The 23,645-nt window shown below is 46.1% G+C and carries 19 protein-coding genes; 8 read left to right on the forward strand and 11 right to left on the reverse strand.

Going from position 1 to position 23,645, the window contains the following annotated elements:
- Positions 1-9 precede the first annotated feature (9 nt).
- From norR to ACF8CV_RS14830, 3 genes are all read left to right on the forward strand, one after another.
- Positions 10-1,539, forward strand: a complete 1,530-nt coding sequence (gene norR / locus ACF8CV_RS14820) for a nitric oxide reductase transcriptional regulator NorR (RefSeq protein ID WP_053317159.1) — start codon at positions 10-12, stop codon at positions 1,537-1,539.
- Positions 1,540-1,713: 174 nt separating this feature from the next.
- A complete protein-coding gene (gene hcp / locus ACF8CV_RS14825; RefSeq protein ID WP_392417082.1) occupies positions 1,714-3,375 on the forward strand; it encodes a hydroxylamine reductase in 1,662 nt (553 codons plus the stop codon).
- 81 nt (positions 3,376-3,456) lie between these two features.
- Positions 3,457-4,512: a hybrid-cluster NAD(P)-dependent oxidoreductase gene (locus ACF8CV_RS14830; protein ID WP_138937434.1), complete on the forward strand. Its 1,056-nt coding sequence runs from the start codon at positions 3,457-3,459 to the stop codon at positions 4,510-4,512.
- A 90-nt stretch (positions 4,513-4,602) separates the two neighbouring features.
- Here ACF8CV_RS14830 and ACF8CV_RS14835 read toward each other — a convergent pair whose 3' ends face one another.
- The 4 genes from ACF8CV_RS14835 to ACF8CV_RS14850 form a co-directional block, all read right to left on the reverse strand.
- Positions 4,603-5,535, reverse strand: a complete 933-nt coding sequence (locus tag ACF8CV_RS14835; protein ID WP_024702720.1) for a class I SAM-dependent methyltransferase — start codon at positions 5,533-5,535, stop codon at positions 4,603-4,605.
- A 31-nt stretch (positions 5,536-5,566) separates the two neighbouring features.
- The gene (locus ACF8CV_RS14840; RefSeq protein WP_023623986.1) at positions 5,567-6,259 is read right to left on the reverse strand and encodes a TIGR01621 family pseudouridine synthase; all 693 of its coding nucleotides are present in this window, start codon (positions 6,257-6,259) and stop codon (positions 5,567-5,569) included.
- A gap of 49 nt (positions 6,260-6,308) precedes the next feature.
- Complete coding sequence (locus ACF8CV_RS14845; RefSeq protein ID WP_025606586.1) at positions 6,309-7,922, reverse strand: methyl-accepting chemotaxis protein; 1,614 nt, start codon at positions 7,920-7,922, stop codon at positions 6,309-6,311.
- A gap of 242 nt (positions 7,923-8,164) precedes the next feature.
- The gene (locus ACF8CV_RS14850; protein ID WP_138937433.1) at positions 8,165-9,595 is read right to left on the reverse strand and encodes a sodium-dependent transporter; all 1,431 of its coding nucleotides are present in this window, start codon (positions 9,593-9,595) and stop codon (positions 8,165-8,167) included.
- 371 nt (positions 9,596-9,966) lie between these two features.
- On the opposite strand from ACF8CV_RS14850, the gene cls reads away from it, so the two are divergent.
- The 4 genes from cls to ACF8CV_RS14870 all read left to right on the forward strand — a co-directional run bounded on the left by cls (position 9,967) and on the right by ACF8CV_RS14870 (position 14,899).
- On the forward strand, positions 9,967-11,421 hold the full coding sequence (gene cls / locus ACF8CV_RS14855) for a cardiolipin synthase (protein WP_005462347.1): 1,455 nt from the start codon (positions 9,967-9,969) through the stop codon (positions 11,419-11,421).
- Between the two features lie 253 nt (positions 11,422-11,674).
- Complete coding sequence (locus ACF8CV_RS14860) at positions 11,675-12,883, forward strand: cystathionine beta-lyase (protein ID WP_015296547.1); 1,209 nt, start codon at positions 11,675-11,677, stop codon at positions 12,881-12,883.
- Positions 12,884-13,105: 222 nt separating this feature from the next.
- Positions 13,106-14,035 carry a triacylglycerol lipase gene (locus tag ACF8CV_RS14865; protein WP_138937432.1) on the forward strand — a complete coding sequence of 310 codons (930 nt, stop codon included), beginning with the start codon at positions 13,106-13,108 and terminating at the stop codon, positions 14,033-14,035.
- 12 nt (positions 14,036-14,047) lie between these two features.
- Positions 14,048-14,899, forward strand: a complete 852-nt coding sequence (locus ACF8CV_RS14870; RefSeq protein ID WP_138937431.1) for a lipase secretion chaperone — start codon at positions 14,048-14,050, stop codon at positions 14,897-14,899.
- 33 nt (positions 14,900-14,932) lie between these two features.
- On the opposite strand, the gene ACF8CV_RS14875 is transcribed toward ACF8CV_RS14870, so the two are convergent.
- From ACF8CV_RS14875 to pspA, 7 genes are all read right to left on the reverse strand, one after another.
- Entirely contained in the window at positions 14,933-15,499 is a 567-nt protein-coding gene (locus tag ACF8CV_RS14875; RefSeq protein WP_005478903.1) for a DNA-3-methyladenine glycosylase I, read from the reverse strand.
- Positions 15,500-15,575: 76 nt separating this feature from the next.
- The gene (vmeI, locus tag ACF8CV_RS14880) at positions 15,576-18,677 is read right to left on the reverse strand and encodes an efflux RND transporter permease subunit VmeI (RefSeq protein ID WP_138937430.1); all 3,102 of its coding nucleotides are present in this window, start codon (positions 18,675-18,677) and stop codon (positions 15,576-15,578) included.
- Complete coding sequence (gene vmeH / locus ACF8CV_RS14885) at positions 18,674-19,759, reverse strand: efflux RND transporter periplasmic adaptor subunit VmeH (RefSeq protein ID WP_025626917.1); 1,086 nt, start codon at positions 19,757-19,759, stop codon at positions 18,674-18,676. Before vmeH ends, vmeI begins: the two co-directional genes overlap by 4 nt.
- A 1-nt stretch (position 19,760) precedes the next feature.
- Positions 19,761-20,792, reverse strand: a complete 1,032-nt coding sequence (gene vmeG, locus ACF8CV_RS14890) for an efflux RND transporter periplasmic adaptor subunit VmeG (protein ID WP_005462329.1) — start codon at positions 20,790-20,792, stop codon at positions 19,761-19,763.
- A gap of 161 nt (positions 20,793-20,953) precedes the next feature.
- Positions 20,954-21,343: an envelope stress response membrane protein PspC gene (gene pspC, locus ACF8CV_RS14895; protein WP_005462375.1), complete on the reverse strand. Its 390-nt coding sequence runs from the start codon at positions 21,341-21,343 to the stop codon at positions 20,954-20,956.
- Positions 21,336-21,569 (reverse strand): envelope stress response membrane protein PspB, encoded by a 234-nt coding sequence (gene pspB / locus ACF8CV_RS14900; RefSeq protein ID WP_005462365.1) that lies wholly within the window; start codon positions 21,567-21,569, stop codon positions 21,336-21,338. The genes pspC and pspB overlap by 8 nt, the downstream gene beginning before the upstream one ends.
- Positions 21,570-21,583: 14 nt before the next feature.
- Positions 21,584-22,255, reverse strand: coding sequence for a phage shock protein PspA (gene pspA / locus ACF8CV_RS14905; RefSeq protein ID WP_005462360.1), 672 nt, complete (start codon positions 22,253-22,255; stop codon positions 21,584-21,586).
- A 232-nt stretch (positions 22,256-22,487) separates the two neighbouring features.
- On the opposite strand from pspA, the gene pspF reads away from it, so the two are divergent.
- Positions 22,488-23,498 carry a phage shock protein operon transcriptional activator gene (pspF, locus tag ACF8CV_RS14910; RefSeq protein ID WP_005495684.1) on the forward strand — a complete coding sequence of 337 codons (1,011 nt, stop codon included), beginning with the start codon at positions 22,488-22,490 and terminating at the stop codon, positions 23,496-23,498.
- Positions 23,499-23,645 lie beyond the last annotated feature (147 nt).

Genomic DNA, 23,645 nt, shown 5'->3' on the forward strand with positions numbered 1-23,645 from the left:
GGGCTTTTTATGACACCGACTGTTGACCACGTACTCCTTAATATCGCGCTAAACCTCAGCTCAAATCGCTCTCACGAGAAGCAATATCAAAACCTTATTGATGGGGTCGCGCAAGTATTCCCATGTGATGCGAGCTGCCTGTTTATCTTTGATGAGGATGGTTTTTTGACTCCTGTCGCGGTAAAAGGCTTATCCAGCTCGGTCTTAGGTCGTCGCTATTTCCCCAAAGCACATCCACGCTTAGATGCCATTATTCATAGCCGTGAACCGGTGCGTTTCGATGCCGATTGTTCATTGCCTGATCCTTTTGACGGCACACTATTAACCGAAGACCAGTGCATTGATGTTCACGATTGCATGGGCTTTAGCTTGTATGTAGAAGGACAACTTGTTGGCGCACTAACTATGGATGCCCTAACGGTGGGCGCGTTTGATGACATTGACCCTGTCGCTATCGAAACCTTTGCGGCTTTGACCGCTGCGACATTGCGTAACATTGCTCAATTAAAAGCGCTCAAAGCGCAAAACCAGAAGCAAAAAAGCGTCACTCAAACCCTTATCCAGCAAGCCCGTTCTCAACATGGCGAAATGGTGGGTTTGAGTCCGCAGATCAACCAGTTACGAAACAACATTGCGACCGTTGCTCAATCAGATTACGCGGTACTTATCACAGGAGAGACCGGAACTGGTAAAGAACTGGTCGCGCACTCGGTACACGCGCAATCTCATCGTAGCGATAAGCCGATGATTTACGTCAACTGTGCGGCCCTGCCTGAAGGTCTGGCTGAGAGTGAACTGTTTGGCCATGTCAAAGGCGCATTTACAGGTGCTAATAGCCACCGTGCCGGTAAGTTTGAACTGGCAGACGGCGGAACGATTTTCCTTGATGAAGTGGGCGAACTGCCTTTGATTTTGCAAGCAAAATTGCTGCGCGTAATTCAGCAAGGCGAGCTGCAACGTGTAGGTAGCGATCAGCATTTGATGGTCAATGTGCGCATCATCGCCGCGACCAATCGACAATTAGAAAAAGAGGTCGAAGCTGGCACGTTTCGAGCAGACCTTTTCCACCGTTTGAACGTGTTCCCAATCCAAGTCCCCCCACTGCGTGCCCGTGACGGGGATATTCCCGTTTTAGCAGGATATTTGTTGGAAAAAGTACGCCAACAATTCAATGCACCCAATCTGCACGTTCATCCTAAAGTGTTGACTCAATTGGAATCTTTACCTTGGTACGGAAACGTGCGCGAGCTCGAACATACTTTAACTCGCGCGGCTTTGCACGCCATTCAACAAGGCGCAAGCACGATCATGCTTAACCATTTCGACACCTCATTGGCTCTCGATGATGTAAAAAACACATCACATTATTTACCCAAAGAAAGCCAACCAATGCGAGAGCTAATAGAAAGCTATCAACGTGATTTAATTGAACATGCTTTGAGCCAAACTGGTGGCGTTTGGGCAAAAGCTGCGGAGTTTTTACAAATGGATCGCGGTAACTTATATCGAATGGGTAAAAAGCTCGGGATCAATAAATAACCAACCACAAGAATCCGATGTAATTAAGACATCGTTTATGTTGTCTTAATTACATCACCCGCCCTATCAAAAACAAACAAAAGCATTAAAAATCAACAAGATAATAATTGGCACGCATTCTGCTCTCTAGTGGTCAACATCACGACTATTAAAACAATCACTGGAGAACCCAATATGTTCTGTATTCAATGTGAACAGACAATTCAAACCCCTGCTGCTAAAGGTTGTTCTTTTGCACAAGGCATGTGTGGCAAAACTTCTGAAGTATCAGACCTGCAAGACGTGTTGGTTTACACACTGCAAGGGGTTTCTTTTTGGGCATCAAAAGCACTTGAATTCAACATCATTAACGATGAAGTCAACCAATGGGCACCCAAGGCATTTTTCTCTACATTGACGAACGTTAACTTCGACCCTGAACGCATCCTAGAGTTAACTTCTCAAGCTGCAACGTACAAAGCATTGCTAAAAGAGCAAGTGATGTCTGCAGCAACGCTTGCCGATACCGAAGTCGCTGACATTCCTGCGGTTGCCCACTTTGAGCTACCAAACAGCGCAGAAGCGATCTTAGCTTTTGCTCCGCAAGTCGCGGTTAACCGTGGTAAAGACCAAGTACATGAAGATGTTATTGGCCTACGCCTACTTTGCCTATACGGACTTAAAGGTGCAGCCGCGTACATGGAGCACGCACGCGTTCTTGAGCAAACCAACAACGATATCTATGCCGAATACCATGAAATCATGGCCTGGTTGGGCACAGACCCTGAAGATCTTGGCGAACTACTTGATTGCTCAATGCGCATTGGCCTGATGAACTACAAAGTGATGGAAATGCTCGACCAAGGTGAAACAACGACCTTCGGCCATCCAGAACCAACCACGGTGAACGTCAAGCCAGTAAAAGGTAAATGTATTCTTGTTTCTGGCCATGATTTGCATGACCTAGAAAAAATCCTGCAACAAACCGAAGGCAAGGGCATCAACGTTTACACCAACGGTGAAATGCTGCCTGCACACGGCTACCCAGAGCTGAAGAAATACCCTCATCTTGTCGGCAACTACGGCAGCGCATGGCAAAACCAACAGAAAGAATTCGCAAACTTCCCTGGTGCAATCGTAATGACGTCAAACTGTTTGTTGAATCCAAATGTGGGTCAATACGCAGACCGTCTATTCACCCGTAGTATTGTTGGCTGGCCTGGAGTGGCTCACATCGAAGGCGATGATTTTAGCCAAGTGATTGAATGTGCTCTAGCGCAAGACGGTTTCCAACACGATGAAATCGAACACCACATCACGGTTGGTTTTGGTCGCAATGCACTGATGAACGCCGCCCCTGCGGTTATCGACCAAGTGAAGCAAGGCAACATCAAACACTTCTTCCTAGTCGGCGGCTGTGACGGCGATAAAGCGGAACGTAGCTACTACACCGATTTTACGGCTGAAGCGCCAGAAGATACGCTCATCCTGACGTTGGCGTGTGGTAAGTTCCGCTTCAACAAGAATACGTTTGGTGATATCAACGGCATCCCTCGCCTATTGGATGTGGGCCAATGTAACGATGCTTACTCTGCAATCCAGCTTGCACTTGCACTGGCGAAAGAGTTTGACTGTGACATCAATGAACTGCCACTCACGCTTGTACTTTCTTGGTTCGAGCAAAAAGCGATCGTTATCTTGCTAACGCTATTTGCATTGGGTGTGAAAGGCATTTACACAGGCCCTACTGCACCGGCATTCCTAACGCCAAACCTAATCGCCATCATCCAAGAGAAGTTCGATATGCGCAGTATTGGCAATGTTCAGGATGATCTAAAAGCCATCCTAGCAGCCTAATAAACCTACTTGTTACGCGCCTCCTTACGTGGAGGCGCTATCTATTTCGAACTAAAAATAGCCACAACCAAAGAGATTGTTATGTTTTTTGAATGGCAAGGTAACCAACCCGTCACACTCCGTTGCATCGACAAATACTTCGAAACACACGACACCGTCAGCATCAAATTGGCCGAACTAACCGAATCACTTCTGTTTCAGTTTAAGCCTGGCCAGTTTATTAACTTGGGCGTCGAAATTGATGGAAAAATGGAGTTTCGTGCCTATTCAATCAGCTCGATCAATGAAGACGATCACCTTCAACTCACCATCAAACGAGTATCTGGCGGTAAAGTATCGAACTACATCGTTGACTCGCTGCTGCTTGGTGATACCGTTCAAGCATTACCACCAGCGGGCGAATTTAACTGCATTGACCATCCACCCGTTTTACGTGATGGCGAAACAAGAGCCTTGCTTATCAGTGCAGGTTGCGGCGTCACGCCCGTATTTTCGATGGCAAAACACTGGCTGAGTGAGCAAGATGAAAACGACAACGATGTGGACATCTCATTTCTTCATATCGCACGCAGCCCTGAAGAGACGATTTACTACGATCAGCTAGAAACGTTCGACGCTGTGTATCCCAACTTCCATTTAAAGCTGTTGCTGAAAAACCGCGAAGGAACGTCACACCCACAAGGTCGTTTGAATGCCGACTGGCTTAAAGAGCTTGTTCCTGATTTCAAGCAACGCACCGTTTACCTGTGTGGTCCAAGTCAGTTCATGCAAGATGTTCACGGCTATTTGAATGACCTTGGTTTTGACATGACGAACTTCTACCAAGAGAGTTTTACGCCAGCGACTGGCGCAGAAACATCGGTCTCCGATGAAGTTGTTCGTGTTTCTGTTCCTGACTTTGCTCAAACCATCGATGCGCAAAAAGGTCAGGTACTGGCCGATGTGCTTGAAGGCGTAGGTTTACCATTAATCGTCGCTTGTCGTAGCGGCATTTGTGGCTCGTGCAAATGCAAGGTTCGTCAAGGCAGCGTCTCTTCCACCAGCCTAGAAACATTAACGCCAGAAGAAATTGAACAAGGCTATGTGCTCGCCTGCTCATCAACCATCAAAGCGGATCTTGAAGTGCAGATAGGTTAGTTTTCCAAATACAAAAAAGCGCCGCGATACGTCTGTCTAGTTGTTTCGCGGCGCTTTTTTTGATGTTACTTCTGTTGCAACAAAAGTCTTTTAGCTAAATAACAACACTTTCAATGCAGCTTCGCTGTCTACGTCCATAAACTCTGGTGGGTTATCCAGACGCTCACGGAATGTCAACTCTGGCGCTTCTTCTTTCATGCTTTCAATCAAGAAGTCGCTTGTCACAGATGGCGAGTTCACACATGCCATCACTTGACCGCCTTCTGCCAACAAATCTGGCAACCGACGTAGAATCTTTTTGTAATCTTTCGTCAGCGCAAAGCTGCCTTTCTGGAATGAAGGCGGATCGATGATAATCAAGTCATACTGACCAGATTTTTTAATCTTACCCCACGATTTAAAGATATCGTGCCCCATAAAGCTTACCTGGTTGATGTTATGACCATTTAGCTTGTGGTTCTCACGACCTTTAGACAGCGATGCTTTTGCCATGTCGACGTTAACCACTTTATCTGCGCCACCCGCAATGGCAGCGACAGAAAAGCCACACGTGTAAGCAAACAAGTTGAGCACGTTTTTATGCTTCGCATTTTCGCGAACCCAATCACGACCGTAGCGCATGTCCAAAAACAGACCGAAGTTTTGATTGCGGCCAATATCCAATTGGTATTTCAAACCGCTTTCTTCAACGACAGGGCGAGCGTCTAATTCACCGACAAGCACTTCTGAAGGCGCACCATCGGCATAACGGTGCTGAAGAACCATAGTGCGACCTTGCTTATCTGCCCACAGTTGTGATTGTGCCAACGCATTGAGGCCGTTTTTCAGCTCAGCGAGAAACGCGTCATCGACTTCTTTAAACAAGTTGATAATCAACTGACCTTGTAACCAATCACAGGTGATTTGCTCTAGGCCCTCAAAACGACGGCCACGACCATGAAACAGTCGACGAATTTCGTTAGGAGCTTGCGCGAGCTCGGTTTCTAGATGCTGAAAGAACAGCGGAAGTTGTGATGCTTGCATCGAGTTCTCTTATTAGTTTTCTTTGTGACGGTTATTTGATCGTAGGCCAGTTCAGTTCCCAAGGGGAAAGCCAAGTATCCAAACCCTGAGAGACGATTTCACTGTGCCATTTGTTACCCAGCACTTGGTATTCTCGTGGATCGCAAACAAAGCGATATTGCTCATCTCGGTATTGGAAGCAAAGTGAAAATGCATGCAGGTAACCGCGATCAGCCTCATTGCCTGCATTGTAAATCGGGTCGCCAACAATACCTGAGCCAACCGATTTTAATGCCACGCGGATTTGATGCGTTTTACCAGTGTGTGGCTTACATAAAAATAGGCGCTCTCCGGGCTCTGCCGTAAGAGAGAAAAACTGGGTGACGGCTGGGTTGTTTTTGCTGTTGACCAGCTTCCATGATGAACGGCGCGAACGCTCCATATCACCAACGACCAAACCTTGTTTCTTTTTCGGCTTTTTAGAGCCAATCGCCAGATAGAACTTTTCCACTTGGCGGTCAGCGAAGGCTTGTGATAACGCACTGGCCGCTTTGGCGTTGCGTCCGAGGAGCAGAATACCCGATGTCATTTTATCCAAGCGATGGATAAGATAGAGCTGCTCATCACCACTCTGCTTAGCCACTTCTTGCAACAGCATTGTGTCGCCATCGTCTTTATGAACAGAGACGTTGGGATGCTTATTGATGATCAGAAAATCGGGATGGGTATGTAGAATATCGAACATAAAAAACTGGCTCCACGTTTGGAGCCAGAAGTATACCGATTCTGATTGATTAGGCGAGCTTAAACTTACCCACTAACGTTTCCAACTCTTGTACCTTGCGGTTCAAACCTTCTACGCTTTGTGAGCTGTCATTCGCTAGTTGCAGTGAGCGAACCGAAATATCGCTGATCGACGTAATATCTGCGGCAATTTCTTTTGTCACCGCAGTTTGCTCTTCGGCTGCGGTCGCAATAGAGTTCACCATGCTTTGCACGTGCCCTGCACCAGCAACGATTTCTTCCAATGATTCCACCGCTCCCGAGCTTTGGCTTACACCAATTTCCACCAAACGGCAACCATCTTCGGTGTAAGTCACGGCTTCTTGCGTGCCAACTTGAATCGCTTGGATAATCTCGCCTACCTCTTGTGTTGCTTTCGTCGTACGCTCGGCAAGTGCACGGACTTCATCAGCCACAACCGCAAACCCGCGACCAAACTCACCCGCACGTGCAGCTTCAATTGCCGCGTTTAACGCAAGTAAGTTAGTTTGCTCTGCGATGTCTTCAATCACTTTAATCACTGCGCCAATTTTCTCGCCATGAGCACCAAGGTGATTCATCTGAACCGACATGTCCGCCATTTGCTTCGATACCTGTTGAATGCTCTCTACCATTTCAACAATTACGGTACGGCCTTGCTCAGCTGTGGCTTCTGATTTACGAGCTTCTTCAAACGTAGACGCACCTTGTTCCGCCACTTGTGAAATGGTCAAACTCAGCTCTTCTGCTGCCGTTGCGATGAGGTTCGCTTTGTCGGCTTGGCTACTCGCACCAGAAACAATGTCTTGGCTAACAACAGACAGCTCACTCGTGACCGACTTAACTTCTTCAGACACGACGGAAATAGAGCCAATCAACCCCGTTAGAGATGCCTGCATTTTGTTTAAAGAGGTCGCTAAGTTAGAAAGCTCATCACCCGATTCGTCTTTGATAGGAGAAGCTGTCAAATCGCCTTCCGCCACACGTTGTGCCAAAGTATCCAGCGCGGTCAAACGCCCTGTGATTGAATTAGACAACAAGTATGCAATGAACACTGTTGCGATCGCCGCAAGCGTACCTAGCGCGTAAATGGTGTTCTCGATATCGTTGAATGAATCGGTCAATTGGAGAAGCGCATCATGTGTGCTTTGGCGGCCTTCTGCCGTCGCCGTATTGAGCATGTCTTCAATTGGGGCTAGATTCACCTCGTACAACTGACGGACTTGCTCAACGTTTTCTTCTAAACTGCGATGCCCAATATTCGGCTGAATTTGGCTCTCAAAGCTCGACGTAAAATTCGCCATAAGCTGCTCAATTTTTTCGATATTGCGATAGTCTTCTCCACCAGCGGTTTCAAGACGTTTTACATCAGCCAACGCAGAGGCAAACTCTTTCTTGTTCGATTGATATTCACGTTGTGCACCACTGGTATTGATGATCATACCGACAGCATCTCGATAAATATCCCCAGCTTCATCGATCAAAGCCATGTATCCAATGGTCTCTGGGACGTCGTCTGTTCTGACTTCTTGTGCCACTTTATGTGAATTAATCACTTCAAACGTAATAATCGCGATCATCACCAACATTGTTGCCAAAATGGCACCAAAGCTCGCATATAACTTTTTACGAACTGACATTTTCACTGACAAGGTTCCTTATAAATTATGTTCTGTGCAGACATTGCTGTATCAATCTGCACATGAATTATTTCGGGACGATAGACACCCCTTTGCAGTGGTTGCGCATTTTATGTGACAAGCATCACATTGCAATTAAAGTTTTATAAAAAGACACAATTAATCTAAAAATGTCAGTCTTATCCTACAGACACAAAAAAAGCGGGAGCCTTACTAAGCCCCCGCTTTTCTTTATCTTTTTAAGCTGTTTACAGTTTCTTCGAAAGTAATCCTGCAAAACCAATAATCGCGATACCTAAAACCATGATTTCGCCTTTGCCGCTATCGAAGCCAGACTTAATGCCCATGAAGGCAACAATAGCAATCGCTACCGGAATGACGTATTTAACGAGGTTGTACCATAAGCCAAATAGTGGGAATGATACTTCGCCAGCATTCGTGATTTCTTTTTCAAGCTCTGCACGGTTTAAGCGCCAGCCAGCAAAGATACATACCAACATACCCCCAACCGCTAGGAAGATTTTGTCTGTCAATAGGTCGAAGATATCGAATGCGCCGGTACCAAATAGCGTTGGTCCCATACCGCCTAGCGAAAGCGATGCAAAGACACAAAGTGATGCCATCACGACACTTGCTGAAACTACTGCGTTAGAACGTTTCATGCCTTTCTCATCGATAAGGTAAGAAACCACTACTTCTAACAATGAAACCGAAGAGGTAAGCGCCGCTACCGTTAATCCGATGAAGAACAGAAGCGCAAGTAGCAAACCAATCACACCGCCCATTTCCGCGAACAATTGAGGAACAACGACGAACACCAGACCTGGGCCGGCTGCTGGCTCCATGCCAAAAGCAAACATTGCAGGGAACATCGCGACACCAGCAAGGATCGCTACGCCGGTATCCATTGCCGTAACCATGCCTGTTGTTTGAACGAGGTTTTCTTTCTTCTTCAAGTAAGAGCCATAAGTCATCATACAACCCATACCAAGACTCAATGAGAAGAACGCCTGACCTAATGCTGCAAGTACCACGTTACTGTCTACTTTAGAGAAGTCTGGCATGAACAAGAACTCAAGACCTGCCATCGCACCTGGAAGCATCAAACCTTTCACCGATACGATGATCAAGATGATGAACAGCAGCGGCATAAGAACTTTACCCGCTTTTTCGATACCGCCAGAAATACCTTTCATTACGATCAGTACGTTAAGGAAAAGGTACACACCCATCCAGAACAGCGGTTGTAACGGATCAGAAATGAAACCACCAAAGCTGTCACCGATTGCCTCCGGCGTGCTTAGTAGACCACCACCGACTTTAAAAATGTAAGCTAACGCCCAACCACCTACGACAGGGTAAAAACCCATGATAAGTAGCCCGCTAAATACACCAATTACGCCGGTGAACGTCCAGCGTCGGTCAGTGGATTTAAATGCGCCTACTGCTGATAGACCTGTCTTACGACCAATAGCGAACTCAGTAAGCATGACGCTAAAGCCGATAAAAATAACAAAGAAAAGGTAGATCGCAACGAACGCACCGCCGCCACTCTCACCTGCTGTGTACGGGAACTTCCAGATGTTACCCAAACCAACAGCGGAACCCGCTGCTGCCATTACGAAGCCTAATTTAGACCCCCACGTATCACGTGGTGCTGCTGTATTAGTTGTAGCCACGCTTATTCTCCAAAGATTTGTTGTGTTGTGTATGCATAGAGATAGGCGTCTAAAATGTTTGTGTAAATATTTATATACACTTATAAGAAGTTTGTTCGACGCTCTATGTATAGCAAGTAAAGCAGTTCCCCATTAGAATTGGAACCCCAAAAAGTACATTTATCGCACAAGTGTAGTATTACGCACGTTAAATGCTGCTTTTTTGTTCAAAAGTTAAAGAATAGCCTTATTTTTCACATTAAAATAACAGAATCACCTGTTATGAAATTTGTTCCTCATGTAGGGTCAATCCCACTTCTCATTGGGAAATCTGTTCCCCCAACCCACTTTTATGCTTAATATCCTAGATGGGCATATTACTTTGAGCGTATATGGACAAGTTCTATCATTTTCTTACTCTTACTGGCATTGGACTGTATTGGTTCTTAGTTGCTGGTGTTACTTTACGCGTTGTTTTGAAGCGTCGTGCGGTGAGCGTGTCTTTAGCTTGGCTAATGATCATCTATATCCTTCCAGTGCTTGGCGTCGCGTGCTATTTCCTATTTGGTGAGCTGAACTTAGGCAGAAAACGAGCTGAACGAGCAAAAGAGATGTTTACCCCTTTTGCCAAGTGGTTTAGTCAACTCAATGATTGCCACGCGCACATGCCTGAAACCATGGGTCGCCATATCTACCGCATCGATGAACTGTGTAACAACCGTCTTGGGCTGCCTGCTCTGAGCGGGAATACTCTGTCGTTGCAACAATCTCCTGATGAAATTCTGCACTCCATCATCGAAGACATCGAGAATGCCAAAACGAGCATTCGAATGGTGTTCTACATTTGGCACCCCGGCGGCTTGGCCGATTCGGTAGCATCCGCTCTTATCCAAGCATCTAAACGTGGTGTGGATGTGAAGCTGCTATTGGACTCTGCGGGTAGCCCACGCTTCTTCAGAAGTCCTTGGTACAAAATGATGAAAGATTCGGGTATCGAGGTTATTCAGGCGCTCGAAGTGAAGATGTGGCGTATGTTCTTACGTCGTCTTGATCTTCGCCAGCACCGTAAAATCATCGTCATTGATGATGAAATCGCCTATACAGGGTCAATGAACCTTGTCGATCCTGCATACTTTAAACAGAGCAGCGGCGTTGGGCGTTGGATCGATATCATGGTGCGAGTTACAGGGCCAACCGTAAACGTGTTAAGTGCGATTCACTGCTGGGACTGGGAAGTAGAAACGGGCGAACGTTATCTGCCGAAGTTGCCGGAGTGCAAAATTGACAACAGCAAATACCAACATCCGATTCAGGTGGTTCCATCTGGCCCCGGCATGCCAGAGTATTTGATTTATCAAGTGCTTACTTTGGCAATTAACCAAGCCAATCGTTCGGTACGAATCACAACACCGTATTTTGTACCTAATACCGACTTGCTTGAGACGTTAAAAATGACAGCGCAGCGCGGTATTGATGTTGAGCTGATCATACCGCACAAAAATGACTCACTTATGGTTCAGTGGGCATCGCGCGCTTTCTACAGCGAGCTTTTGGCCGCTGGCGTGAAAATTTACGAGTTCTATGGTGGCTTGCTGCACACCAAATCGGTCGTTATCGACGACCAGTTCTGTTTGGTTGGTACGGTGAATATGGACATGCGCAGCCTGTGGCTAAACTTTGAAGTCACTCTGGCTGTCGACGATGAAGAATTCACCAAGCAATTGTCATGGTTGCAAGATGGCTATATCAAGCAATCTCATCCTGTCGTTTTGGACGAGTGGGAAAAACGTAGCCTTTATTCTCGTTTCCTTGAGCGTGTGTTCTACCTCTTCAACCCATTGCTCTAAATCAGTGACCATTTCAGTTCAAACCTCCAGTAATGAAAGTCCATGCTGGAGGTTTATTTTATCTGCGTCTTACTTTTCGCATCGACTATTCTGTGCTTTCCCAAGTACATCTCATGTAATCATCGCTACCACACGGCGCTCTAAACGTTCAATCCAAACGGTTATTGGTCGATATGTGACTTTTCCCTTGCAAACCCTATGTCGTCCATGTTTTAAATAATCCAAATTGTAATATTTAAGACAGGGAATATTTATGTCAGAGGGCAAAAAGACCAAACTCATTACCGCAGGCCGCGATAAGAAGTGGACCAACGGTGTGGTAAACCCACCAGTACAACGCGCTTCTACTGTCGTGTTTAATACTGTTGCAGAGAAAAACCAAGCCGCAATAAACCGCGCGAACAAAACGCTGTTTTACGGACGTCGTGGTACTAACACTCACTTTGCTTTTCAAGATGCAATGGTCGAGATCGAAGGCGGCGCAGGTTGTGCTCTTTACCCTTGTGGAACGGCAGCCATTTCTAACGCGATCCTTTCTTTCGTCGAAGCTGGCGACCATATTTTGATGGTTGATACGTGTTACGAACCAACACGTGATTTTTGCAACGTGATCATGAAAAAGATGGGCGTAGAAACCACTTACTACGATCCGATGATCGGCGAAAACATTCGTGATTTGATTCAACCAAACACCAAAATACTGTTTCTTGAATCGCCGGGGTCAATCACGATGGAAGTTCAAGACGTTCCAACCATGGCGCGCATCGCTCACGAGCACGATATCATTGTGATGCTCGATAACACGTGGGGCGCAGGCGTGAACTTCTCACCTTTCGAGCATGGCGTGGACATTTCTATTCAAGCGGCGACAAAGTACATCGTTGGACACTCTGACGTCATGCTCGGCACCGCAGTAGCGTCTGAGAAATACTGGGATCAGCTTCGCGAACAAAGCTACCTGATGGGTCAATGCGTTTCTCCTGATGACGCTTACCTTGGCCTACGAGGCATTCGCACTTTGGATGTTCGCTTACGCCAGCACGCTGAAAACAGTTTGAAAGTCGCACAGTGGTTGGCAAGCCGCCCTGAAGTGGATCATGTTCGTCACCCTGCCCTAGAGACTTGCCCTGGTCATGAGTTCTTTGAGCGTGATTTTACTGGCGGCAATGGCTTGTTCTCATTTGTGCTGAAAACCTCGTATCCAAAAGCGACCACAGCTTTGCTTGATGGCATGAAACACTTCAGCATGGGTTACTCTTGGGGTGGTTATGAGAGTTTGATTTTGGCTAACGAACCTCGCAGCTTTAACAGCTTACGCACGGTCGCCAATCCGAACTTTGAAGGCACTCTGATTCGTATTCATGTAGGCTTGGAAGATGTTGAAGACTTAATCGCCGATTTAGAAGCCGGATTTGCTCGATACAACGCCCTAGTGCTTGAAAAAGAAGTCTCTCTGAAATAACTCATGTTATCGCCCTGCTCAGCAGGGCTTTTTTATAAGCTAATGAAATAACTGGAGATCTACCGCCTCCCTTCTTCCTCTCCTTCAATGTTCATCATTTGTGTTGTTTTTCATTTGAGCAATCACAGAATAAAAACATGTGCTTCATGAAGACTTCCCATCTTCTCAATTTGTCTCCTACCTTTTACCACTCATAAGAGGTCATACCACAAGGAGATAACTTTGAAACTCAAACTCATAGCAGCGTTGCTTTTTACTCTAATTACCCTGCCGATTGCTTCAGCCAACGCCGCCACTAGCTATACGCAAACCAAATACCCCATTGTGTTGATTCATGGTTTATTCGGCTTTGACTCGCTGGCTGGCGTGGATTATTTCTTTGGTATCCCTCACTCATTAACCAAAGATGGCGCTACAGTTTATGTGGCACAAGTTTCTGCGACAAACAGTAGCGAAGCCCGCGGTGAGCAGCTTCTTTCTCAAGTCGAAACCTTACTCGCCGCTACAGGTGCTAGCAAAGTGAACCTCATTGGTCACAGCCATGGTGGCCCAACAGCGCGTTATGTAGCCTCTGTACGCCCTGATTTAGTGGCTTCTGTCACCAGTATCGGCGGAGTCAACAAAGGCTCAAAAGTCGCAGACTTAGTACGCGGCACCATTCCAGAAGGCTCGGGGACAGAACAGTTGGCCGTTAAACTCGCGCAGGGGTTAACCACTCTGATCAATCTGCTTTCAGGTGGTTCAGATCTTGATCAAGATCCACTGGCTTCGTTAGCCGCATTAACGACGGAAGGCTCGCTAGCTTTTAACCAACACTACCCTGAAGGTATTCCAACCAGCGAATGTGGCGACGGTGATTTACTGGCACCGAACGGCGTGTATTACTACTCATGGACCGGATCATCCACTTTTTCCAACGTTTTCGATCCGACAGACGCAGCCATGATGGTACTCGGCTTGGCATTCGATGGGCCAAACGATGGGCTCGTTGGCGCATGCAGCACTCATTTAGGAAAAGTCATTCGTGATGATTACAAAATGAATCACTTGGACGAAATAAACGGTTTACTCGGTATCCACCATCTTTTTGAAACCGACCCCGTCACGCTGTATCGCCAGCATGCGAATCGTTTGAAACTGCAAGGACTGTAACAGGAATTCCCCATGAAGAAAGTCGCTCTTATCGCTGTACCCATTCTTTTGCTTCTCGGTGTGGGAGCGGCTTCCCTCTACGTATCGGACTCACCACAACCCAAGATGGCTCAATCGCAACATGACACTACTATCGACCTCTCCTCTCAGAAAGACTTTTTTGAGTTCTCATTGAGCAGCTTGGGAGAACATAGCCTTGAAGAAATCCAAGAAAATATTGAAGAAAGTATCTCGCAGCAAAACTCACTAGGCATTGATGTTGAGTTGTTTCAAACCTATCTCGCGTACAAACGGGCGCTTTCTAAATTAGAACCACTTGAAGATACGACGTTGTCATTAAGCCAATTGCAACGGCTGAATGAAGCCATTCTAAATTTGCAACTTGAATACTTTAACGATCAACAAATTTCCCAACTATTTGATGAAGAAAATCGACTACGCCAACTCGCAATAGAGAAACTGGTGATTAAAACGTACGAGCAAGACTCTGATTCTCAGCAACTACTACTCAACCAAGCGTTATCTGAACAACCTGAGTACATCCAGCAAAGTGAACGCAACAATGCCTTGACGAGGCAACTCGACCAAACCGAATTACTCAGTTCACAGGATAAGTATCTTGCTCGCGTCGAGTTGGTAGGAGAAGAAGGCGCGCAAAGGCTGGAAAAATTGGATGAACAACGAGCGGCGTTTGAAATAGAGCTGACAAATTACCTAGAAAAACGTGCAGATATTCTTAATGATGAGTTTTTGGGTCGCGAAGAGAAGCAGTTAGAAATTGCTAATTTGAGGAAGCAAAGCTTCGAGACAACTCAATGGCGCCGTATCGAAGCCTTGGAACGTATTCATGACAGCCAGAACTAGCTGTATAAACTGAACAGTTATATAAACGAAACGTTACTGGTTTTGTTTTTTAGGGCATCCAACGATGTGGTCATCCACCATGCCAACGGCTTGCATAAAGGCATAACAGATGGTTTCACCGACAAACTTAAAGCCTTTCTTTTTGAGAAACTTACTCATGGCTTTGGACTGTTCTGTCGAAGCAGGTACGTCACTCATTTCATGCCACTGATTTACCACAGGCTTGCCATCGACAAACTGCCACAACGCCTCTGATAAGCTGCCATATTCAGTAATAAGTGCTTTGGCTGCTTTAGCGTTGCTAAATACCGAATTGATTTTGCCGCGATGCTTCACTACATCGAAGTTTTCGACGATGAACTCTGCACGCTCTTCATTTCTCTGTTCCAACGCGTCCAAATCATAATTTTCAAACGCTTCTCGGTACCCTTCACGTTTTTTCAGAATCGTAATCCAACTCAATCCCGCTTGCGCACCTTCCAACGTAATAAATTCGAACAACACTTTGTCGTCATAAACCGGAACGCCCCACTCTGCATCGTGATATTCGCGCTCTAGAGGGTGGTTCATCGCCCACGCGCACGTTTTGTGTTCTGTCATTTTTCGTCCTTATAAAAAGCGCCTCTAACTCACCAGCTAGAGGCGCTGAACTTTACATCGTTACTTTACATTAAGCCTATTTCGGCACCGACACTTTATGGAACAGACGATACAACACTGGCACGACAATAAGTGTCAGGATGGTGGCAAAACCTAAACCAAACATAATCGTTACCGCCATCGGTTTAAAGAAGATATCAGGTAGAAGAGGAATCATACCCAAAATGGTGGTGATCGCTGCCATACACACTGGGCGAACACGACTGACTGCCGCATCAACCACTGCGTCATATGCCTCTTTCCCCGACTTCATCTCAATTTCAATTTGGTCGAGCAGAACAATGCCGTTTTTGAGTACCATACCGGATAAGCTCAAAAAGCCCAGCAACGCCATAAAGCCAAACGGCGTATTGAGTGCCAACAAGCCCGTGGTGACACCAATCAATGCCAGTGGCACAGTGAGCCAAACAATCAGCGGTTCTTTAATCGAGTTGAATAGGAACACGGTGATCAAGAACATGAACAAGTAGCCCATCGGCATCGTTGTGAACAGAGACTCTTGAGCATCACCTGAAGACTCGTACTCACCACCCCATTCTAGAGAATAGCCAGGTGGCATTTGAATCGCTTCGATTTGCGGCTGTAGGCGTTTTTGCAACGTCGATGCAGTTTCTTCACCGAGAATATCAGGGTCCGCCATCACAGTAAGCATGCGCTTACGGTTCTTACGCACGATGATAGGGTCTTCCCAACGCATGTCGTAACCCATTGTGACTTGCTGGAGTGGGATAAACTCACTCTGCGCAGGGCTCCAAATTTTCATGCCTTCGATGTTACGAATATCGATACGCTCGTCTTCTGGTAAACGCGCCACAATCGGCATCAACGTAGTACCGTCACGGTAAAGACCTATCGTCATTCCCGAGAACGACATCGATAAGAAATCATCCACATCAGATTTAGTGATACCGTAACGACGCGCTTGACTCTCGTTGAACTGAGGCTCAAGCACTTGAGTACGCTCACGCCAGTCGTGGCGAATATTGGTCGCGCACGGATCGGCGTACATGATATCCATTACTTGCGCCGCAATCGTGCGAAGCACCGTTGGATCAGAGCCGATAATACGCGCTTCAATTTTCGCGCCACCACCAGGGCCTAATTCAATCTGTTTGAGCTTGTAATTGATCTCTGGATAGTTGGCTTTTAGGTGATCCCTAAACCGTGCCATTAACGGCGCAAGCGCTTCGTAGTTATCAACTCGCGTAGTGATTTCACCATAAGCGGCATAGCTTTTTTCCGGAGCATACGTCAGCATAAAGCGTTGCAGACCTTTACCCGCAGTTGTTGTGATGTGATCAACGTGCTCTTGCTCAGCAAGCCAAGATTCCAGTTCTTTTAGCTTATCGTTAGTCGCACGAATATCTGTACCTTCCGGTAGCCACACATCCAGTTGGAAAATTGGCGTGGTTGAAGATGGGAAAAACGATTGTTTTACCAAGGTAAACCCATACACACTTGCACCAAGCCCAACAATCAAAACTAAGACCGTTAACCACGCGCGACGCATACAAAACTCTAAAAACTTTTTATATGCTACAAAAATAATGCCGTTATATGGGTCGTTTTCCTCACCTTCACCTTGCTTGATTTTCTGCCCCTTAAAGAAAATATCGGCAAAGAACGGCGTTAGCGAAATAGCAGTAAACCAACTCAGCATGAGGGAAATCAGCAGCACCGTAAACAAGGTGCCACAGTACTCACCCGTGGAGTCTTCAGACAAACCAATTGGCGCAAATGCCGTTACCGCAATTACAGTTGCACCCAATAGCGGCCATTTGGTTTGAGTGACAATATCCGTCGCGGCTTGTAATCGCGTTCGCCCTTTTTGAGTGCCGATTAAGATCCCTTCCACCACCACGATGGCATTATCCACCAACATACCGAGTGCGATAACCAATGCACCCAGAGAGATGCGCTGCAAGTCAATCGCGAGATATTTCATGAAGATGAACGTACCTAAAACCGTGAGTAGCAAGATCAGGCCTATCAGTAGACCCGAGCGCAGCCCCATAAAGAACAGCAATACAATAATTACGATGCCAACCGCCTGCGCCAAACTGATCACAAAGCCGCTGACCGATTTATCTACCTCTTTCGGTTGGCTGTAAATCTCTGAGATTTCGACACCAACCGGTTGTTGATACTTCAACTCGGCAAGGCGACGATCAAAGGCCTTACCGACTTCAACCACGTTGACACCTTGGGCAAACGACACGCCAACGTTCAGCGCTAAGCTGCCATTAAAGTTGATGATGTTACTCGGCACTTCAACATAGCCACGTTTAATTTCCGCTACATCTTTGAGGAAAATAAGCCCTTGCGCACCAGATTCGGTGATCAACAGATCCCCTAACTCATCAACGCTTTGGAACTCACCCGTAGGCTGAATTCGAATGTACTCATCCCCAATACGAATAGCGCCAGCATCAGACACAATATTTTGCGTGGACAGCAAGTTAAAAACCGTATTTGGCGACAAACCAATACTGCTGAGCTTCTTCATCGAAACTTCAATAAAGACTTGCTCTTGCTGCTGACCAGAGACAGAAACCTTGCTGACACCATCGACCAGTTCAAGCTCACGGCGTAAGTAGTCGACATAATCCAGCAACTCTTTATAGCTGTAGCCATCCCCTGTCACTGCCAACAAGATGCCGTACACATCACCGAAGTCATCAATAACCTGAGGCTCATTAACACCTGGAGGTAAGGTGACTTTTAAGTCGTTCACTTTTCGACGCAATTCATCCCAAATTTGTGGTAAATCATCGGGACCATAGTTGTTTTTCATCGTCACGGTGATCTGAGATAAACCACGGTTGGAAATGGAGTTCACTTCGTCAACGTAAGTCAGTTGCTGGATGGCTTTTTCCAGCGGGTACGTCACTTCTTCTTCCACTTGTTGCGGCGTCGCACCTGGGTATGACGTCACTACCATCGCATCTTTGATGGTAAAGGCCGGATCTTCTAAACGTCCCAACCCGAAGAAGGCAGCAATACCACCAATCAAGAAGATCAAAGACACCATCCAGCTAATCACGCGATTTCGAATGAAATAAGCCGCAATGCCAGTTACGTCATCATCACTTTGAGGCACTTTATTTTGCTCGCTCATAAACCAGCCTCCTGCTTAACCACTTCCACTTTCATTCCATCTCTGAGTCGCGAAACGCCAGCAACCACCACTTTGTCGTTAAGCGCTAATCCATCAAGCACTTGAATCGACGTTTTAGAGGCTTTACCGGTTCGGATTTGTTTTCGTGAAATGGTACTGTCGTCATTCAGCACCCAAACAAACTTGTTCTCACGTCCAAGCTCGTCACCATCAGCATTGAAAATTGCCTCAATCGGCACATTGATCCCAACGTTCAGCTCTAAACCCACTTTTTCATCTTTCGAGGTCACTTCAACGGCCATGCCATCAAGGATGTATTCCTCTTTTGGCATCGGTAAAGAAAGCGTCACGGTAAACGTTCCTGTGGTTGGGTCAGGCTCAGTGGTGAACTCTTTAACCGTCGCCTTGTACTCGTTGCCACTAGGAACACGAACCACCGCATTAATTGCCGTTAATCTTTCTTCTGTGGGAGGCTGTTTGACGTACAAGCGATCTGGCAATTGAATCAGAACTTCTACGCGATCCAGACTGTGGATATTGACGATATGTTGCCCAACTTGAACATTCTCAAATTGATCAATATTGACCCGAGAAATGATGCCATCAACCGGCGCTTTTAATGTGGTGAACGATAAACGCAACTTAGCGAGTTCCAACTCCGCCAACGCGATTTGGCGCTGCGCAGCAATTTCATCAAACTGCGACTTCGCCAACAAACCTTTATCCACCAAAGGCCGAGAGCGGCGATATTGACTGTCGACCACAGAAAATCTCGCTGTGGCATTATCGACATCCAGTTGATAATCCGTTGGGTCTAGGGTGGCGATAACAGCGCCTTTTTGTACTTTATCCCCTTCTCGCACCATCACGCGACTCACTTCGCCCGCCACACGGAAACTCAAATGAGAGCGGTCCGCGGCGTTCGCAACAGCTGGAAAATACAGATTGTCATCAACGCGATTACCTTCTAGCGAAACCACTCTTACTTTGGGGGTTTCGACGGTTCTTTCTGGCCTTTTTTCACCACAGCCAGCCAAAGTAAGCGCTGCGAAAATCGCGGTTAAGGTTATGATTCCTTTCATACTACAACCCTCGCTCCTTCACCCAAGCCCGGACTTTGATTCCCGGCTCAATGACATTAATGCCTGAGATAATGATTTGATCGCCATCCGCTAACCCTTGCAAGATCTGTCCATTGTCATTCATCGTAATGTCGGCTTTCGCAACCACGCCTTGGTCATCGACGCGCCAAACGTAAGTTTTTCCATTTTCTTCAAAGAGCGCAGAATCTGGAATTTTGGTCGCTCCGGAGTTTTGTGACACGAGATACGCATTGCCTGACATACCTGGAAGAATGCCTAGCTCTGGCGGTCTTTCCATCACCATCGTCACTTTATAGCTGCCCGTTTTTGGGTCGGCTTCGGTGTCAATTTCTTGGAAAGTCAGATCGAAAGAGCGTTCGGGAAACGCGTCGAATATCATTTTTGCTGAAACATTCACGCCTTGCGTATAGCGGTTGAGCAAATAGTCAGGCAGTTGAAAAATCACCTTCATTACCTGATTGGTTTGAATGTTCATCACCCCTTCTTTGGCGGCAACGTATTCATGATTTTCGGCAGGAAGATAAGAAATGGTGCCATCGTAAGGGGCAACGAGTTGGGTGTAGCGCAAGTTCGCTTTGGCTTGATCCCATTGAGCTTTAGCGGAGTTATGATTGGCTTTCGCTTCATCAAAATCTTGTTCAGAGACCACTTGGTCTTTCCGCAACTTTTTATAGCGCTTGTACTGAACATCAGCTAACGCAAAATTCGCTCTTGCTTGCTTTTCCAATAAGGAATATTCATCTGGGTTAAGAACTGCTAGCACATCGCCTTTTTTAACGACTTGCCCTTCATTAACTTCGATAGATTGAAGCAATCCTGGGACACGAAATGCGAGTACAGCTCTGTCACCGGCTTCTGTGGTGGCGGGGAAATGGCGTTCAAATTGTGCGTTGCCAACAGAAACAGTAAAAAGTTTTGCGGGGCGAGATTCTGGCTCAGGAACTGGTGGAAGCTCTTTACCACAACCCGACAATGCAGCCGTGACGGCTATCGGAATGAGCAGTTTTCTCATCACATTCATCCATAAAAAGTAAGTGATTACATTTAAAGTAGATGAATTATGAATTAACTTCCAGAGCACAAAAGATTAATTATGCTTAAAAATTAGTAATTTGTGATAAAAAAGCAGGCTTGTAGCCTGCTTTATTTAAATCATTGGTAGATGCATCAAGTTTAGAGTTTGCTGAACTCTCGGTTCACCCTAAATGTATCGGACGTCACATACGCTTCCATGTTACGAATTTTGCCATCAAGACGGTCAAAATCTCTTTCCAAAACACTGAGTAATTGATCCGGACTTTGTCCTTTCTGCCAAGGCTTACTTTTAAGCGTATGCTCTTGCTGCTCTCTTATGTTTTCAGAATATCTCACGGGTTGCTTTTCGAGCATAAATGCCATCGCGATATACGCTAACACCACTAAGAATGTACCACCTAATAGGGCAGCAGAAATCACTACAATACGAATCAACCAAACTTCTGCACCAAAGTAGTTGGCAAATCCGGCACAAACACCGGAGATTTTGCCATTTACTGGATCACGATACAGTTCTCGATTATTCATACTTACGTCTCCATGTTGGTGACTCAGCATCTAAGATGCGCTCCAATGTATCAACTCGAGACTGCATCGCTTCCGCTTTTTCAGACAGTACCTGAAGGCGCTCTAAGTCTTGGCTCGACAGTGCACTATCCGTTTTGCGTTTACTGCGATAGTGTAAGAAGAGCCATAGTGGAGCGACAAAGATTAAAAAGACAATCACTGGTCCTACTAAAAAAAATGCCGACATAAATGGCTCCTCTCTTATTTATCTTGCGATGACATCTGCTCTTTCAGTTTTGCCAACTCTTTTTCAATTTCGTCTTGAGCCTGAAGCTCTGCAAACTCTTGCTCTAGCGATTTTGCATTCCCAGTTTGAGCGTACAGATCGGCTTCCGCTTCCATTTCGTCAATTTTACGAGAATATTGATCGAACTTCGCCATTGCCTCATTTGTGCGGCTAGTATGCAGATGCTTTTGAACATCGCGACGGTTAGACGCTGTTTGATTACGAATCGCTAGCGCTTGTTGCTTTGCTCGTGTTTCTGCGATTTTGTTCTCAAGCTTACCGATTTCACCAGTCAACTTGTTGATCGTTTCTTCCACCAGCGTTTGCTCTGTGTGCAAACCTTTTACGACTTGCTCAAGTTTTTGCTTTTCAATTAGGGCTGCACGCGCCAAATCTTCGCGCTCTTTAACCAACGCTAGGCTCGCTTTTTGACCCCATTCGCCAATTTGCTCTTCTAGCATCTCAACTTTACGAGCCAGCTCTTTTTTGTCTGCAATCGCTTTAGCCGAGTTAGTACGCACTTCTACAAGTGTGTCTTCCATTTCTTGAATGATAAGACGGATCATTTTTTCAGGATCTTCCGCCTTGTCTAGCAATGCACTGATGTTTGAGTTAACGATATCTGCAAAACGAGAAAAAATACCCATAACGGAACTCCTCTTTTTTCCTATTAAAACTCGACAAGGTGGTGATTCACCTTGTGTCTCCCTGAATATATAACAAGTACCATGCCAACTTTTATAATCTATTAAAATCAACAAGTTATCAGTAATCTTGTTGTTATACACCGTTATGCTATGATGTTTTTCACCAACAGTTGGTAAAATTCACCAACTCTGCGCTTAAATTAGGCTAGGTAGCAAAAATAAGAAGGATTTTATGAAGCAAAACCTTATTGGTGAATCTCCCGCTTTTCTCGCTGTATTGGATAAAGTATCACAACTCGCCCCAATTGAACGTCCCGTCCTCATTATTGGTGAGCGAGGTACCGGTAAAGAACTGATCGCTCAACGTTTGCATTACTTATCAAAACGTTGGGATAAGCCACTTCTTTCTCTCAACTGTGCGACCTTAAGCGAAGGTTTGATTGACTCCGAGTTGTTCGGCCATGAATCCGGCTCGTTCACTGGTTCAAAAGGCAAGCACAAAGGCCGTTTTGAACGAGCGGAAGGTGGCACCTTGTTCTTGGATGAGTTGGCAACTGCGCCGTTACTTGTGCAAGAGAAGCTGCTGCGAGTGATTGAATACGGTGAATACGAACGCGTCGGTGGTCATACCGCTCTTAACGCGGATGTGCGCTTAGTGTGTGCTACCAATGCAGATTTGCCACGACTGGCTGAGCAAGGTGACTTTCGTGCCGACTTACTCGATCGTCTAGCCTTTGACGTTATCATGTTGCCACCACTGCGAGAACGCAAAGAAGATATCCTGTCGCTTGCCGAACATTACGCAATGAAAATGTGTCGAGAGTTGCAACTCGAATACTTCGTTGGTTTCACTCATCAAGCGCAACAAGCCCTGCTCGATTACTCGTGGCCAGGTAATGTGCGTGAGCTAAAAAACGTAATTGAGCGCGCTATCTATCAACACGGATTAAATGCCGAACCGATTGATGAGCTAATTTTTAACCCTTTTGCCACAGGCTGGAACAATGCGCTTGGTCATACTGCGGCAAACGAAGACCCTCAGGAAGAAGCCTCGTCTCAAACGACTTCGATCCACTTTCCTCTCGATTACAAACAGTGGCAAGAGGAGCAAGATATCAATCTTCTCAATCGTGCCTTGGAAGAGGCAAAATTCAACCAACGACAAGCAGCCGAATTGCTGGGATTAAGCTATCACCAGCTACGAGGCATGGTCAGAAAGTACGGTTTAGTCGGACAAAGTTAACAAAACCAAAAACACCACTAGCCATAGATAACGCAACTCATGTCTGCAAAATTCGGGCTACAGTGTTAAATAGACATCGTATTTTGATCTAACACCCTACCAGCAAAAGATTTTGTGTTTGGAGCGAGTTCACAAAGGTGTTAAATT

Source organism: Vibrio sp. zbq_1 (assembly GCF_043102935.1).
GTDB classification, from domain to species: Bacteria; Pseudomonadota; Gammaproteobacteria; order Enterobacterales; family Vibrionaceae; genus Vibrio; species Vibrio parahaemolyticus.